Annotated in this window: 13 protein-coding genes, 1 tRNA gene and 1 pseudogene; 6 read left to right on the forward strand and 9 right to left on the reverse strand. The window is 64.9% G+C overall.

Annotated elements, in window-relative coordinates; all coding sequences use genetic code 11:
• The first annotated feature begins 147 nt into the window (after positions 1 to 147).
• A tRNA-Gln gene (locus tag KGM94_RS16380) sits at positions 148 to 221 on the forward strand.
• Positions 222 to 399: 178 nt separating this feature from the next.
• A complete protein-coding gene (locus KGM94_RS16385; protein WP_300261201.1) occupies positions 400 to 723 on the forward strand; it encodes a hypothetical protein in 324 nt (107 codons plus the stop codon).
• Between the two features lie 170 nt (positions 724 to 893).
• Here the strand turns inward: KGM94_RS16385 and KGM94_RS16390 are convergent, their stop codons facing one another.
• Positions 894 to 1,592, reverse strand: a complete 699-nt coding sequence (locus KGM94_RS16390; RefSeq protein WP_300261205.1) for a helix-turn-helix domain-containing protein — start codon at positions 1,590 to 1,592, stop codon at positions 894 to 896.
• Between the two features lie 195 nt (positions 1,593 to 1,787).
• On the opposite strand from KGM94_RS16390, the gene KGM94_RS16395 reads away from it, so the two are divergent.
• On the forward strand, positions 1,788 to 2,603 hold the full coding sequence (locus tag KGM94_RS16395) for a class I SAM-dependent methyltransferase (RefSeq protein ID WP_300261208.1): 816 nt from the start codon (positions 1,788 to 1,790) through the stop codon (positions 2,601 to 2,603).
• Between the two features lie 492 nt (positions 2,604 to 3,095).
• Positions 3,096 to 4,247, forward strand: coding sequence for a zinc-binding dehydrogenase (locus tag KGM94_RS16400; RefSeq protein WP_300261211.1), 1,152 nt, complete (start codon positions 3,096 to 3,098; stop codon positions 4,245 to 4,247).
• A 29-nt stretch (positions 4,248 to 4,276) separates the two neighbouring features.
• Here the strand turns inward: KGM94_RS16400 and KGM94_RS16405 are convergent, their stop codons facing one another.
• The 8 genes from KGM94_RS16405 to KGM94_RS16440 form a co-directional block, all read right to left on the reverse strand.
• Positions 4,277 to 5,014 carry an ABC transporter ATP-binding protein gene (locus KGM94_RS16405; protein ID WP_300261214.1) on the reverse strand — a complete coding sequence of 246 codons (738 nt, stop codon included), beginning with the start codon at positions 5,012 to 5,014 and terminating at the stop codon, positions 4,277 to 4,279.
• The gene (locus KGM94_RS16410; protein WP_300261218.1) at positions 5,004 to 5,744 is read right to left on the reverse strand and encodes an ABC transporter ATP-binding protein; all 741 of its coding nucleotides are present in this window, start codon (positions 5,742 to 5,744) and stop codon (positions 5,004 to 5,006) included. Before KGM94_RS16410 ends, KGM94_RS16405 begins: the two co-directional genes overlap by 11 nt.
• A complete protein-coding gene (locus tag KGM94_RS16415; RefSeq protein ID WP_300261221.1) occupies positions 5,741 to 6,703 on the reverse strand; it encodes a branched-chain amino acid ABC transporter permease in 963 nt (320 codons plus the stop codon). The genes KGM94_RS16410 and KGM94_RS16415 overlap by 4 nt, the downstream gene beginning before the upstream one ends.
• Positions 6,700 to 7,578, reverse strand: coding sequence for a branched-chain amino acid ABC transporter permease (locus KGM94_RS16420; protein WP_300261224.1), 879 nt, complete (start codon positions 7,576 to 7,578; stop codon positions 6,700 to 6,702). Before KGM94_RS16420 ends, KGM94_RS16415 begins: the two co-directional genes overlap by 4 nt.
• A 111-nt stretch (positions 7,579 to 7,689) precedes the next feature.
• Entirely contained in the window at positions 7,690 to 8,970 is a 1,281-nt protein-coding gene (locus tag KGM94_RS16425; protein ID WP_300261227.1) for an amino acid ABC transporter substrate-binding protein, read from the reverse strand.
• Between the two features lie 69 nt (positions 8,971 to 9,039).
• Complete coding sequence (locus KGM94_RS16430; RefSeq protein WP_300261229.1) at positions 9,040 to 11,433, reverse strand: xanthine dehydrogenase family protein molybdopterin-binding subunit; 2,394 nt, start codon at positions 11,431 to 11,433, stop codon at positions 9,040 to 9,042.
• Positions 11,430 to 11,915 carry a (2Fe-2S)-binding protein gene (locus tag KGM94_RS16435; protein WP_300261232.1) on the reverse strand — a complete coding sequence of 162 codons (486 nt, stop codon included), beginning with the start codon at positions 11,913 to 11,915 and terminating at the stop codon, positions 11,430 to 11,432. The genes KGM94_RS16430 and KGM94_RS16435 overlap by 4 nt, the downstream gene beginning before the upstream one ends.
• Positions 11,912 to 12,793 (reverse strand): xanthine dehydrogenase family protein subunit M, encoded by an 882-nt coding sequence (locus KGM94_RS16440; RefSeq protein ID WP_300261235.1) that lies wholly within the window; start codon positions 12,791 to 12,793, stop codon positions 11,912 to 11,914. The genes KGM94_RS16435 and KGM94_RS16440 overlap by 4 nt, the downstream gene beginning before the upstream one ends.
• Before the next feature lie 175 nt (positions 12,794 to 12,968).
• Here KGM94_RS16440 and KGM94_RS16445 point away from each other — a divergent pair, with 175 nt between their 5' ends.
• Together KGM94_RS16445 and KGM94_RS16450 are read left to right on the forward strand one after the other, a co-directional pair.
• Positions 12,969 to 14,075 (forward strand): LLM class flavin-dependent oxidoreductase, encoded by a 1,107-nt coding sequence (locus tag KGM94_RS16445; RefSeq protein ID WP_300261238.1) that lies wholly within the window; start codon positions 12,969 to 12,971, stop codon positions 14,073 to 14,075.
• Between the two features lie 5 nt (positions 14,076 to 14,080).
• Positions 14,081 to 14,488: pseudogene (locus tag KGM94_RS16450) on the forward strand (polysaccharide deacetylase); the annotation flags it as partial.

Consider the following 14,488-nt stretch of genomic DNA (forward strand, 5'->3'; position numbering starts at 1 on the left):
CGCAGGAATTCGGCCGATTGCGGCGCTTGCCAGCCCGGAAACGAGCGGCTAGAAACGCCGCACGCCCGAGCCGCGATTTGCGCGAACGCGCCCGTCGGCCGGTGCTGGACGATTCAGTAGTTCATTGAATTTGTTCGGCTATTCCGTTGGGGAATGGTGTAACGGTAGCACAACAGACTCTGACTCTGTTTGTCTTGGTTCGAATCCAGGTTCCCCAGCCAACCACCCAAGCCATTGAAGCAAGTATCTCCCGGCAGACTCGGGGGCCTCCCCTCGTAGGCTGGGCGGATTATGCGAGTGATACCCAAAATGGGTAGCTTTGCCGAATGCCGATAGGCTCCTTGTCGAAAGGTTAAATGGTTCCCGTAATGCTACGGGTCACATTGGAAACGCAAGATAGTGGCAGAAGTCATCAATTTCCCGCGCACTCGCGAGCATCCTGCTGTTCGTCGGCTTCAAGGACTGACGAGGCTGCTGTCCGAAATGGACGGCATGACTTTCCAAAGCGAAGAGGACATGCGGCGCGCCCTATGGATCCTCGATCTCGCCAACAGATGCGTGAGGGTTATTCTGTCCGATTTCCACGATGATCCATGCATCAGCGAGCTTATTCGGCAAGCGGAAGAATTAGTGGGTGCCGTCGAGAGGACTCGCAGCATGGTTGATGATCTGGGCTCAACCCTGCACACCGAACCGGATACAGGTCGCTCTCTGCGACACTGATCTCTCATGCGGAGAGCGAACGAGGCGCTGCGACATCTCGTGATCGACTGAGGCGATCGCGGCCGGAGAGCTTGATACCGTAGAAGCCTGATCCGTGAGGAATGTGTGCTGCAGAAACGCGAGTTCATCGCATAGACAGGCTCGCCGTCCGACCCCGCGCCGAACGACACCTACGCAACCTGCTTCTCGACGTTCGCGAACGCGCTGAGCTTCAGCCAGGCGCGCAGGTCGGCGGCGAGCTTGCGGTTTCCGGTCAGGACAAGTCGGCCGTCGTCCGACACGGCGCCGATGCTCGCATATCCGAGCCAGATTTCGGTCATCGTGCGCAGATCCGTCGATACGTAGAGGTCGACGTCGAAGCCGGGATCCACGAGGCACAGGTCGACCTCGTGGCCCGGCTCCACGATCAGCCAATAGTTGCGCTCCGGGGACGGCCTGTCGTTGAAGATGAACTCGATGGTGTTGCGGCGAGGCGGCATCGGATCGGTGTCGATGTTGCGCCGGATGTCCCACATCAGCAGGTTGGCATCGAGAGCCTTGAGCGTCGCCTCGGTCGTCACCCATCGATGTCCCCAGACGCCGATCGCCTCGATGATGGGACGCAGCTCGTTTCCCGCCTCGGTCAGACGATACTCGAGGACGCCGGGCTCGCGCTCGGCGGAGACGTGCCGGACGATTCCCGCGGCCTCGAGATCCTTCAGCCGTTTCGAGAGCAGCGCGGGCGACATGCCCGGCAGCCCGCGCCGCAACTCGTTGAAGCGGGTCGATCCCAGCACGAGTTCGCGAAGGACGAGAAGCGTCCAGCGGGAGCAGATGATCTCCGCGGCCATCGAGACGGGACAGAACTGATTGTAGCCGGTCTCCGACATTGAAGCGTTCCTCCGACCCTGCCCGCCTGCGGAGGATGCTACGATCCGTCGCCCGGGGCCAGTTCAAAATCTGTATCGCCTGGATTCAGATGCTGAACTGGCCGCCTCCGGCGCCGTCATGGGATGCCTTCGGCCGACCTCGCGGGTTGCGGGGTTCGCCTTAGGGCGGAGGTTCCCTCAAAAAGGAGATAAGCCATGTCGGTTGCGACGCTACCCATCGACTACACCGCCATCAAGCAGCGCCAGCGGGCCGTCTGGTCGGCCGGCGATTATGCCATGATCGGAACGACTCTCCAGATCGTCGGCGAGCGACTATGCGAGGCCGTCGACATGCGTGCCGGCAGCAGCGTGCTCGACGTCGCCGCCGGCAACGGCAATGCAACACTGGCCGCGGCGCGGCGCTTCGCCCGTGTCACGTCCACCGACTATGTCGGCACCCATCTCGAGCGAGGCAAGGAACGCGCCGCCGCCGAGCGCCTGTCCGTCGACTTTCAGGAGGCCGACGCCGAAGCGCTGCCATTTGCGGACGGCAGCTTCGACGTGGCGCTGTCGACGTTCGGCGTCATGTTCACCCCGAACCAGGAGAAGGCCGCCGCCGAAATGGCCCGCGTCGTGCGTCGCGGCGGGAAGATCGGGCTCGCCAACTGGACGCCAGACGGCTTCATAGGCCAGGTTCTGAAGATCGTTGGGAAGTACATGCCCCCGCCGGGCGGCATCAAGCCGTCCACGCTCTGGGGAACCCCGGCGCGGCTCCGGGAGCTGTTCCCGGGCTGCGAAATCAACAGCACCGTGCAGACCTTCACCTTCAGGTACGAATCCCCGGAGCACTGGCTTGCCGTCTTCCGCGACTACTACGGCCCCACCAACCGCGCGTTCGCAGCACTCGATGCGGAGAAGGCGGCTTGCCTGGAAGCCGACATTCTCGATCTGCTGGAGAAGTCGAATTGGGACCGCAGCAGCACCCTCGTCATCCCCGGCGAGTATCTCGAAGTCGTCATCACCAAGACCTGATCTCGTCGGGCCGGCCGGTGGGCGAGCGGCCCCGACGGCCGGCTTGGGGGCTCCCCGCGACGATCGGTAGGGTCGGGTCGCGCTCGACGACGGCGCGCCGTTAGCCATGTTTCCTAACCGGGACAGCAATTGGTGCTGGATAGCGCGTCAATCGTCGGGTAGTCTGATTTCACCGGGCGTTTTGTTTGTATCGTTAGTTGTTTTGACCCGGGGGCTGGTTTCCTGACCTGGTCTTTTGACACGGCGCAGAGCATGAACTCGCAGAAGTGGCCGCCCTAAAGGCGGCCTTTCTTTTCATCGCAAGTCGGAGCCCCTGGCCTTCGCCGCCGGCATGCCGCTAAAGCGCGATGAGATTTGGATGAATCGTCATCGCGCTTCAGGTTATTGTTTGAGCATGATCTCCGCGCAAACGCGTTCCGCGTTTGTCGCGAGGGAAAACCGCTTCGCGCTTTTCCGGATCATGCTTTAGTCTTTGCGTTCGGAGGAAGCCTGATGAGCAAGCCGGCCGGCATCCGCACCTCGGCGGACCATCCCATCCCTACGCAGATGAAAGCCTGGGTACTCGGCGGCCCGGACGAGCTTTTGCTTCGCGACAAGCCGGTGCCGATGCCGGGCCGCGCCGAGGTGCTGGTCCGCATCGACGCCGTGGCGATCTGCGCCACCGACCTCGAGATCATCCACTCCGGCTCACCCGCCAGCATTTTGGGCGGCCTGCCCTTCAACAAGAACTTCACGCCCGGCCATGAGTACATGGGCACGGTGGTCGCGCTCGGGCCTGGCGTCGACGAATACGCGATCGGCGAACGCATCAGTGTGGAGATTCATGCCGGCTGCGGCCAGTGCAAGCGCTGCCGCCAGGGCATGTACACCTCATGCCTGAACTACGGCAAACCCGAGAAAGGCCACCGCGCCAACGGCTTCACCACCGACGGCGGCTTTGCGGAATACGCCGTCAACCACATCAATACGCTGGCGCGTGTGCCCGATACCATGAGCGATGCCGAGGCGACGCTGGTCGTCACCGCCGGCACGTCGATGTACGGCCTGACCGAACTGGGCGGGCTGGTGGCCGGCGAAAGCGTGGTCGTGATCGGCCCGGGACCGATCGGCCTCCTGGCGGTCGCGGTCGCGAAAGCGATCGGCGCGAGCCCCGTGATCCTGACGGGGACGCGCAACGGCCGCCTTGCCATCGGCAAGGCGCTCGGCGCCGACCGCACCGTCAACATCAACGAGGAAGACGCCGTCGCCGTCGTCAAGGGGCTCACCGGCGGGATCGGCGCGGACTACGTCGTCGAATGCGCTGGCACCGAGGCCACGATCGAAGAGGCCATCCGGATGACGAACCGCGGCGGCAAGATCTGCCTCGCCGCGTTCCCGCACGAGCGCGTCACGCTCGACATTGCCCAACTCGCCAGGAACAACATCTATCTCTACGGCATTCGCGGCGAGGGCCGCAGCGCGGCCCGCCGCGCCATGGCGCTGATGGCCGAAAAGCGGTTCGATGCGACCAGGATCCATACCCACACGTTTCCGCTCGCCGACCTGCCGACCGCGCTTCGCTACGCGCGCGAACGGATCGACGACGCCATCAAGGTGGTCGTCACCAACCGGCACGCCGCCACCGTCGCCAGCGCCGCGGAGTAGAGCCGCGTCTTCGAAACGTCAGCACGCCATCACGCGGCGCCGCCGAGATAGAGCCGCTTGACGATGTCATTGCCCCTCAATTCGTCGGCCGAAGCGGCCGCCACGACGATTTCACCGTGGACGATGATATAGCCGCGGCTGGCGATCCGGATCGCCTGGTTGAAGTTCTGCTCCGCCATCAGCACCGTCAGGCCGAGGTTCTGGTTGAGCTCACCGATCTTGGTGATGGTCTGCGAGACCAATAGCGGCGACAGACCGACCGAGGGTTCGTCGACCAGCAGCAGGCGGGGCGACGACATCAGGGCGCGCGCGATCGCCAGCATCTGCTGTTGGCCGCCCGACATGGTGCCCGCGAGCTGCCCCTGCCGTTCCTTGAGGACGGGAAACGTTTCGAAGGCGACCGCGAGGTTGCGGTCGATGCTGCGCCGGGCGGCCTTGCGGAACGCGCCGAGCATCAGGTTCTCCAGCACGGTCAGCCGCGGGAACAAACGCCGGCCTTCCGGAACCATCGCGACGCCGAGCTCGACGATGTCTTCGGTCGACAGACGGGACAGATCGTGCGCCATTCCGTCGATCGTCAGCGATATGGCGCCACGCTGCGGCCGCACCAGGCCCGCGATGCACTTCATCAGCGTGCTCTTGCCGTTGCCGTTGGTGCCGAGCAAGGCCACGGTCTCGCCGGCCTCGACACGGAGCGACACGCCGCGCAGCGCCTTCACGGCGCCATAACCCGCATCAAGCTCATCGATGGCGAGGCTAAGTGCCAAGATAGGCCTCCTGCACGCGCTGGTCGGCCATGACTTCGGACGGCGTGCCGATCGCGATGATCGTGCCGGCGTCGAGACACATGACGCGCTCGGAGAAGCGCATCACGGCCTGCATGATGTGCTCGATCATGATGATCGTGATGTTGCAGCTCGCAAAGCTCAACAAGAGATCGAGCACTTCGTCGACCTCCGAACCCGAGAGGCCCGCCATGGCCTCGTCCGAAATCAGGAGTTTTGGATGCGTCGCCATCGCCCGCGCAAGCTCCATCTTGCGCAGTTCCACCTGGCTGAGCTGCGTGGCCGGGACGTTGGCCTTCGACCCGAGGCCCATCTGCTCCAGGATCGACATCATGGTGTCTCGCCGCTCTCCCACCGAGACGTGCTCGTGGGCGGCAAAGTCGAGCGCGACCATGAGATTTTCGGCGACCGTCATGCTCCTGAACGGCCGCGGAATCTGGAAGCTGCGGGCGATGCCGCGGCGCGTACGCACATGCGGCTGCAGCGGCGTGATGTCCTCGTCGCCAAACAGGATGGTGCCGGGCTCGGTGCGAAACGCGCCGGAAATGCAGTTGATCAGCGTGGTCTTGCCCGAGCCGTTCGGGCCGATCAGGCCGAACCGCTCGCCGGGCCGAATGTCGACGCTGACGTTGCGGAGCGCCGTGAAGCCGCCGAAGCGCTTGGTCAGCGACGAAATCCGCAGCAGGGGCGACCGGGTGTCGGCGAGCGTCATGCTTCACCTTCCTTGCCTTTGCCGCGCAGCTTGCGGATCAGGCCGATGATGCCCTCCGGCGCGCCCACGACGAACAGCACCAGCATCACGCCGAGCACCAGCACGTTGACCTCCGACGAGATCGTGACCGTCAGCAATTGCTGCGTCGTGCCGAGCAGGATCGCACCGACGATCGGCCCGGACCAATGCGCGGTTCCGCCGATCAGCGACATCGCCAGCGTCGAGACGGAGTAGTTGAGATTGAACGCGCCCGCAGGGTCCGCATATTGCAGGTACATCGCGGAAGGGGCCCCGACGGCGCACATCAGCGCCCCCGAGATCACGCAGGCGAGCAGCTTCAATCGCAGGGTCGGCACGCCCGTGCATTCGGCCGCAAGCTCGTCGTCCCTGAGCGCCTGCAGGCCGCGGCCGATCCACGAGTTCTGGATGTAGCGCGAGATCGCCACCGCCAGCACCACGAGCAGAGCCTGGACGAAGAACAGCATCTGCACGTAGTTGTCGAACGGCGCCGTCACCGCCGGCCGCTGGATCTGGATGCCCGCCGCGCCGCCGACGTATCGCCAGTTGGTTATGGTCGTCTCGATGATGATCGTCAGCGCAATCGTCGCGATCGAGAAGAAGATGCCCTGCATGCGAAGCGTCAGGAGACCGAGCGCAAACCCCATGAGCGCGCCGATCGCGGCGCCGGTCAGAATCTGCACGGGAAGCGGCGCGCCAAAGGCGTTGACCAGGAATACCGAGGCATAGACGCCGACGCCGAAGAAGGCGCTGGTGCCGAAATTGACGTAACCCGCATAGCCGCCGAGGATGCTCCATGCGACGGCCAGCGCGACGAATTGCAGGATGACGTAGCCGGCAAAGAACGGATACTGGTTGCCGACGAGCTGCGTCATCGCGAAGACAGCGGCGAGAAAAACGGCCGCTCCGGTCCAGAAGGCGATGCCGTTGCGTGTCATCATCGCCTGCCAAACAGACCCTGCGGCCGTACGGCGAGCACGCCGAGCAACATCGCGAAGGAAATCGCCGGCGCCCAGGAGGCGCCGAACAGGGTGAGCACGATCGACTCGGCGACACCGAGAATGACGGCGGCCACCAGCGTGCCGCTCATGCTGCCGAGCCCCGCCATCACCACGACGCAGAACGTGCGCCCGATATAGGCGCGGTCGAGCGTCGGATCGACGGGAGCGACGATGACGAGCAGCGCGCCGGCGATCCCGAGCACGGCGGTGGCGATGCCGAAGGCCCACTGCTTGATCCTGACCGGGTTGGTGCCCATCAGCCGCAACGCCTCCTGGTCCTGCGCGACCGCGCGGATGGCGCGTCCCATGAAGGTCCGCGACAGATACAGCGTGAGCAGGATCGTCAGTCCGGTCGCAACCGCAAAGGCGACCAGAAGCCGGTACGGAATGCGGATGTCGCCGAGCCGCCACGCCTTGCCGACGTAGTCGGCGGTGACGGAGCGCTGATCGACGCCGAATTGCAGGATGATCAGCACTTCGATGATGAAGGCGACGCCGAAGAAGAAGGCGATGCCGCGCACACCGGCGTCGCTGCCTCGCCTCTCGAACGTCTCGTAGTACAGGCGATAGGTCGCGAGCCCCAACACGAAGAATACCGGCGTGATCAACAGCCCGGCGACGAGCGGATCGACGGCATATTGCTCGTTGAGGAACGACACCGCGTAGGACGCCAGCACCAGAAACGCCGGATGCGCCACATGGGGAACGTCGAGCAGGCCGAACGACACGGACAATCCGAGGCTGACCGCGCCGTAGAAGCAGCCGAGGAGCACCCCGATCACCACCGCATCGAGCAGCAGATCCAGTGAAAACAATTGAGGTCCCCCTTGACCCGGCCCGAGCCCGCTTCCCCGATCAGCTCGCGCCCGGGGTATTCGATCCCCTGCCCGGGACGATTTCTCCCGGGCAGCCTTGCGCCATCCAGCCTATTTCCGCGCCGCTTCGAACGGAGCGACCAGCTCGCCGGATTTCAGATTCTCCGGGAACAGGATCACCTGCTTGCCCGCGCTGCGGAACTGCTCCATGTTCTTGTCCACGACGCCACGGAACTGGGCCTGCAGCACCGCGGTTTCCTTGCGCTCGCCATCGGGCGAAAACGCGATCGGACCGACGATGGTCTTGTGGGTGTTTTCGCGCAGGTATTTTGCAAGCGCCTTCTGATCCAGCGAACCCACCGCCTTGACGGCCTGCTCGATGAGCTGGCCGCTGGCATAGCCGAACGGCGCCAGATAATAGCCGAGCGGATCGACCTTGGCCTCCACGGCCCGTTTCGTGTACTTGTCGAAGAACTCCCTGGTGCCCTCGAAATACATGCTCTTTTCCGGGAGCCACGAGTTGTAGTTGACGACGCCATTGAGCAGCGAGCCCATGTTCTCCATCACGGCGCCGAACTGCAGGCCGACCATGCCGCCGCCGAAAACCTTGACGCTGTCGCCGACGCCGATCTCGTTCACGGCGCGCAGGATGCCCGCCGAGTCCGGCGGATAGGACGCGACATAGACGATGTCGGGCTTGGTCGCCTTGAGCGCGCGGATGATGCTGGAGAACTCGACCGTGTTCGGCGGATAGGCCTGGTCGAACACGATCGGCAGGTTGCGCTTGCCTGCGACTTCACGCGCGGTCTTCGCCAGGTTCTGGGCGAATTCCTGGTCGGCCGCCAGCAACGCCATGGACTTGCCGCCGGCCTTCTGGCCGATGTCGAGGAACGACGAGGCCCAGCTGTCCGGCGGCCCCCACGGCGCATTGTTGAACCACATGTCGTGGCCGATCTTGCTGTTGACCTGGAACGAGAAGTTGCCGATCAGCAGAAGCCCGCGCTGCTTGACCATCGGCATGATCGGCGCCGTCGGCACGGTCGCATAGGGCGCGAACAGGAGGTCGACCTTGTCGACGTCGATCAGCTTCGAATAGATCGCCGGCGTCTCCGACGCGCTCGACTTGTCGTCATAGACGACGAGCTCGACCTTGCGGCCGAGCAGCCCGCCCTTGGCGTTGATGTCGTCCCGCCAGATCTCGATGCCGAGCAGCGAAGCCTTGCCGCCGCCCGCGAGACCGCCGGTTTGCGGCATGCTCATGCCGATCCTGATCGGCGCCTGCTGCGCCTGCAGCATGCTGGCGCCGAGCGGCGAGGCGGCAATTGCCGCGCCCGCGGTCGCGAGCAGGCGGCGGCGGGACATCGATCCTGGCTTGGAGACCTTCTTCGACATTGGCAGTTCCCTCCCTTGGATTATTGTGTTTGGCGTGATCGTATTTGGCTTTGCCGGCGGCGTCCCTCGTCAGATTCGTCCCAAGGCCGTCAGGATAACCTGCGGGGTCAGGGGAATCTCGGTAATTGTCGTTCCGAACGGTTTGAGCGCATCATTCACCGCGTTGGTCACGGCCGCCGCCGCCCCTGCGGCACCCGCCTCGCCCGCGCCCTTGGCGCCGAGCTCGGATTCGCGCGTCGGCGAGACGACGTGGCCGACGTCGATGTCGGGCATTTCGCCGGACATCGGCACCAGATAATCTGCCATGTTGGCATTGGTGAGCTGCCCCTTCTCGTCATAGACGCACTTTTCGAACAACGCCGCGCCGAGGCCCTGCACCACCCCGCCCCTGATCTGCTCATCGACCAGCTGCGGATTGACGATGGTGCCGCAATCCTCGACCACCCAGTGCTTGAGCAATTTGACGAAGCCGGTGTCGATATCGACTTCCACCGAGGCTGCCTGAACGCCGTTGGTGAAGGCGAAGGGATACTCCCGGGGCACGAAGTGCCTCGTCGCCATCAGTTCGGGCTGGATGCCCGGCGGCAGGGTGTCGGGACGGAAATAGACGATGCGGGCAAGCTCGCTCAGGTCGATGCGCGGCGCGCCGTCGCCGGCACTGACCACCGCATTGTCGACGATATCGAGCTCGGCCGGGGCCGATTGCAGAATGGCAGCGGCGACATCGAGGATGTTCCTGCGCAGGATCTTCGTCGCCTGCAGCGCCGCCTCGCCGCCGATGCCGGCGCCGCGCGAAGCCCAGGTGCCGCCGCCATAGGGCGTCGCGTCGGTATCGCCGAGGATGACGCGGACGCGATCCATGGAAACGCCGAGCGCGCTGCCCACGATCTGCGCCGTGAGCGACTCCGAGCCCTGGCCCTGCTCGGTGATGCTGGTCTGGCAGATCACCGAGCCCTGCGCGTCCAGCCGCACCGCCACGCCGTCCTGCGACGATATTTTGGCGCCGCCGACTCCGTAGAACGCCGCGCTGGGGTTGGTCACTTCGATGAAGCTCGCGACGCCGATGCCGCGATGAACGCCCCGTTTGCGCAACTCGGCCTGCTCGGCACGCAGCGCCTGGTAATTCATCATCTCGACGATCTTCGCCAGCGAGGCATGGTGCGACAACTGCTCGAACCGCAGCCCCGACGGCGAGGCGCAAGGGTAGGCGTCGTCGGCAATCAAATTGCGGCGGCGGATTTCCACCGGATCCATGCCGATCTTCATGGCGGCGAGATCGACCAGCCCCTCCGTCACCGAACAGGCGATGGGATGGCCGACCGCGCGGTACTGGCACATCACGTTCTTGTTCTGAAACACCACCCGCGCCCGCGCGCGGTAGTTCTTGCAGGTATAGGGACCGCCGACGAGGTTGACGACCTGGTTGGCCTCGATCGCGCTGGTCCGCGGGTACATCGAGTAGGGCCCGATGCCGGTGAGATCGTCGATCTCGAACGCCGTGATGATGCCGTCGCGATTGACGCCGATCTTGCCCTTGCAGCGATGGTCGCGGGCGTGAATGTCGGTATTGAAGCTCTCGACGCGATCGGCGACGAATTTGATCGGCCGGCGCAGCAGTTTCGTCAGCGCATAGGTCGCCATCTCGTCGGCGTAGATATGCACCTTGATGCCGAAGGAGCCGCCGACGTCCTTGCAGACGACGCGGACCTGCTGCTCCCACAGGCCCAGATGCAGCGCCGCGATGTTCTGCACCATGTGCGGAGCCTGCGTTCCCTGGTAGATCGTGAGCCGCGCCTCCGCGGCATTCCAGTCGGCCACGACCGAACGCGGCTCCAGCGTGACGCCGGTGTGGCGGCCGAAGACGAATTCGGCCTCGACCACCGCATCGGACCCGGCAAAGGCCTGATCGACCGCGCCGGCGTCGAGGATGCGCTCGAACGCCAGATTGTCGCCGAGCGAGGCATGAATGACCGGCGTCGCCGGATCGAGCGCCGTGCGCATGTCGGTGACGGCTTCGAGCGCCTGGTATTCGACCGCGACGCACTCCGCGGCATCCTCGGCCGCCGCACGGCTGGTCGCCACGACGGCGGCTACCGCCTCGCCCTGCCAGCAGACCCGGTCGACCGCGATCGCCGATTGCGGCGCGGATTTGAGGCCCTTGAGATGCGAGAGCACGCCGACCCAGGGCGTGATGACGGCCGCGAGCTCCTTGCCCGTGACGATCGCGTTCACGCCCGGCATCTGCCTTGCGGCGGCGGCATCGATGCTCACGATCTTCGCATGCGCATGCGGCGAGCGCACGAATACGACATGGGCCATGCGCGGCAGCTCGATGTCGCTGACATAGCAGCCGCGGCCCTGCAGCAGCCGGTCGAGATTCGGCCGCGGCACCGTCTTGCCGATATAGGAGTTCGGCCGGTCCAGCACCGACAGCCCTTCGGGATTACTGCGGATCGAGCTCATGCCTTCAGCTCCATCCGCGCCCGCGCTGTCGTCTCGACCGCGTCGATAATGGCCTGATAACCGGTGCAGCGGCAGTAATTGCCGGAGAGATGCTGGCGGATCTCCGCCCGTGCGGGCATTCGGTTCGCACGCAACAGATCCTGCGCCGCCATCAGCATGCCCGGCGTGCAGAAGCCGCATTGCAGCGCGTTGCGGTCGCGAAACGCGGCTTGCAGATCGGCGATCTCGCCGGAATCGGACAAGCCCTCGATCGTCTCGACCGCGGCGCCGTTCGCCTGCACCGCCAGCATAAGGCAGGACCGCACGATCTCGCCGCCGACACGCACCGTGCAGGCTCCGCATACGCCATGCTCGCATCCGAGATGCGTGCCCGTCAGCTTCAGATGGTCGCGCAAGAAGTCCGCGAGGTTGAGCCGCGGCAAGACATGCGCCTCGACGCGTTCACCGTTGACCGTGAGCGAGATCGCCACTTGAGCCGTCACGAAACTCCTCCGATGTGGAGATCGGGACGGTTGAGGAGCGAGGCGACGCACCGCGCCAGCAGCACCTTTGCGAGATGCCGGCGCATCGCGGGCGTCGCCTGCTGATCCCCATGCGGATCGAGTTCATGCGACAGCGCGTCGGAGGCCTCGGCCAGTAGCGCCGGCGTGATGGCAACGCCGGCCAGCTTGCTCGCAGCCTTCGCCAGAACGGGCTTGTCGCCGACGGAGAAATAGCCGAGCCGGAGGTCGGCAAACCCTTCGCCCTGCAGCGCGGCCTGCGCCGCAAGCCCAACGATCGCATAGTCGCCGTGCCGCCGCGCAAACTCCTGGAAGAAATGCGCCGAACCGCGACGGGCGAGCGGCAGTTCGACGGCGACCAGCAAGTCCTGCGCGGCGAGCCGCGTCTCATAAATCCCCGTGAAGAAATCCTCAGCGGCCATCCGCTGCTCGCCGCCGGGGCCGCGCACCACGATCGACGCCCCCAGCGCCAGCATGCAGGCGGGCAGTTCGGAGGCCGGATCGGCCTGCGCAAGGCTGCCACCGATGGTGCCCCGGTTGCGAATCGCGGGGTGCGCGATATGCGCCACGGCGGCGGCGAGCAGCGGCGCGCATTTCACGATGTCGGATGACTTCAGGAGATCGGCATGCCGGGTCAGCGCGCCGATGACGAGCGTTTCGCCCCTGACCGCGATCCCGCGCAATTCGGCGAGTTCGCCGATATCGACGATCAGGTCCGGCGCAACCAGCCGCAGATTCATCGCGGGGATCAGACTTTGCCCGCCCGAAAGCACCCTCGCCTTCTCGCCATGCACGGCAAGCAGCTCCAGCGCATTGGCAACGCTGGTCGCGCGGGCGTAGGCGAAAGCCGACGCTTTCATTCCGGCAAGACCCTCCCCGGCCCCTGCTTTTCTGCTTTTGTGGGGATTAGAGGGCGGGACTTTTCAAAGGTCAAGCTGCTTGGTTTTGCGGTGTCGTCGACTTTCGGACTTGCCCTGGTCGATCTACCGACGCACGCTCCCGCCAACCAGGGCCGGTTCGGGAGGCGCAGACATCATGAAACTCGGGTTCTTCACGATGCCGATCCATCCCCTGGACAAGGATTGGCGGCAATCCCTCGGGGAGGACCGGGAAGCCTTCCTGCTGGCGGACGAGCTCGGTTTTTCGGAAGCCTATGTCGGCGAGCACGTCACCGACCGCGCCGAAAACATCACGTCCTGCATCGCTTTCATCGCCTGGCTTGCCGCCGCCACCAAACAGATCAAGCTCGGCACCGGCACGGTCAACATGCCGAACAGCCATCCGGCAGCGGTCGCCGCCTCGATCGCCATGCTCGACCACATGCTCGACGGCCGGCTGATCTTCGGCATCAGCCCGGGCGGCCTGCTGTCGGACGCCGAGCTGTTCGGCAATCTCGAGGCCGATCGCAATGCGATGTTTTTGGAGGCAATCAACCAGGTGCTGGCGATCTGGGAGGGCAAGCCACCCTATCATCTCAGGGGCAAATACTGGAACATCTCGATCGAAAAGACCCTGATCGAGGACATCGGCCAGGGTTTTATCGCAAAGCCGCTGCAGCGTCCGCATCCGCCGATCGTGGTCACGGCCGTCGCGCCCTTCTCCAAGGGCGTCACGGAAGCCGCCGCGCGGGGCTGGGAGCCGATTTCCGCCAACTTCCTGATGCCGGCCTGGGTGAAGAGCCACTGGCCGAAATATGTCGAGGGCTGCGCGCGTGTCGGCCGTCCCGCCGATCCCGCCAACTGGCGCGTTGCCAAGAGCATCTTCGTCGCCAGGGATGCCGCGACCGCCAAGGCCTACGCCACCGATCCGAACGGGCCTTATGTCTATTACTATCGCTCGCTGTTCACCAAGCTGAAGCGAAACGGCCGCATCGAGCTGTTCAAGACCCGGCGCGACCAGCCCGACGACGAGGTGACGCTCGAGCAGGTCTGCGACAAACTCATCATCCACGGCACGCCGGAGAGCGTCGCCGACCAATTGCTGGCTTTCCAGGAAAACGTCGGCACCTTCGGCACGCTGCTCTACGCCGGCAAGGACTGGCGCGACCGCGAGCTCGGCCGCCGCTCCATGATCCTGATGGCCGAGCAAGTCATGCCGCGCGTCAACGCCGCCAGTGCCCGAAGCCGCGACGCCGCGGGTTGAGCGCGATGGCCCTCTCCGATCGCATTCCCTATCTGGCGCAGGTCGACCGGCCGAAACTCAGGCTGCCCGGCGGCAAGCGGCTCGCCGTCTGGGTCATCCTCAATGTCGAGGAATGGCGGATCGAAAACGCCATGCCTCGTACCGTGCTGTCGCCGCCCATGGGGCAGCCGCTGTTGCCGGACGTGCCGAACTGGTCGTGGCACGAATACGGCATGCGCGCCGGCTTCTGGCGCCAGTTCAAGGCCCTCACCGAGCGCAACATCAAGGTCACGCTCGCGATCAACGGCAATGTCTGCAACTCCTACCCCCGCGTCGCCGCCGCCGCGCTGGAAGCGGGCTTCGAATTCATGGGCCATGGCTTCCTGCAGGGGCCGATGCACGCGCTCGACAACCAGGCCGATACGATCAAGCGC

Source organism: Bradyrhizobium sp., assembly GCF_028868675.1.
GTDB lineage: Bacteria > Pseudomonadota > Alphaproteobacteria > Rhizobiales > Xanthobacteraceae > Bradyrhizobium.

Excerpts from the sequence above, each read along its gene's own strand:
- KGM94_RS16390 (WP_300261205.1), bottom strand. The coding sequence starts at position 1,592 with ATGTCGGAGACCGGCTACAATCAGTTCTGTCCCGTCTCGATGGCCGCG.
- KGM94_RS16395 (WP_300261208.1), top strand. The coding sequence starts at position 1,788 with ATGTCGGTTGCGACGCTACCCATCGACTACACCGCCATCAAGCAGCGC.
- KGM94_RS16400 (WP_300261211.1), top strand. The coding sequence starts at position 3,096 with ATGAGCAAGCCGGCCGGCATCCGCACCTCGGCGGACCATCCCATCCCT.
- KGM94_RS16410 (WP_300261218.1), bottom strand. The coding sequence starts at position 5,744 with ATGACGCTCGCCGACACCCGGTCGCCCCTGCTGCGGATTTCGTCGCTG.
- KGM94_RS16415 (WP_300261221.1), bottom strand. The coding sequence starts at position 6,703 with ATGATGACACGCAACGGCATCGCCTTCTGGACCGGAGCGGCCGTTTTT.
- KGM94_RS16425 (WP_300261227.1), bottom strand. The coding sequence starts at position 8,970 with ATGTCGAAGAAGGTCTCCAAGCCAGGATCGATGTCCCGCCGCCGCCTG.
- KGM94_RS16430 (WP_300261229.1), bottom strand. The coding sequence starts at position 11,433 with ATGAGCTCGATCCGCAGTAATCCCGAAGGGCTGTCGGTGCTGGACCGG.
- KGM94_RS16440 (WP_300261235.1), bottom strand. The coding sequence starts at position 12,793 with ATGAAAGCGTCGGCTTTCGCCTACGCCCGCGCGACCAGCGTTGCCAAT.
- KGM94_RS16445 (WP_300261238.1), top strand. The coding sequence starts at position 12,969 with ATGAAACTCGGGTTCTTCACGATGCCGATCCATCCCCTGGACAAGGAT.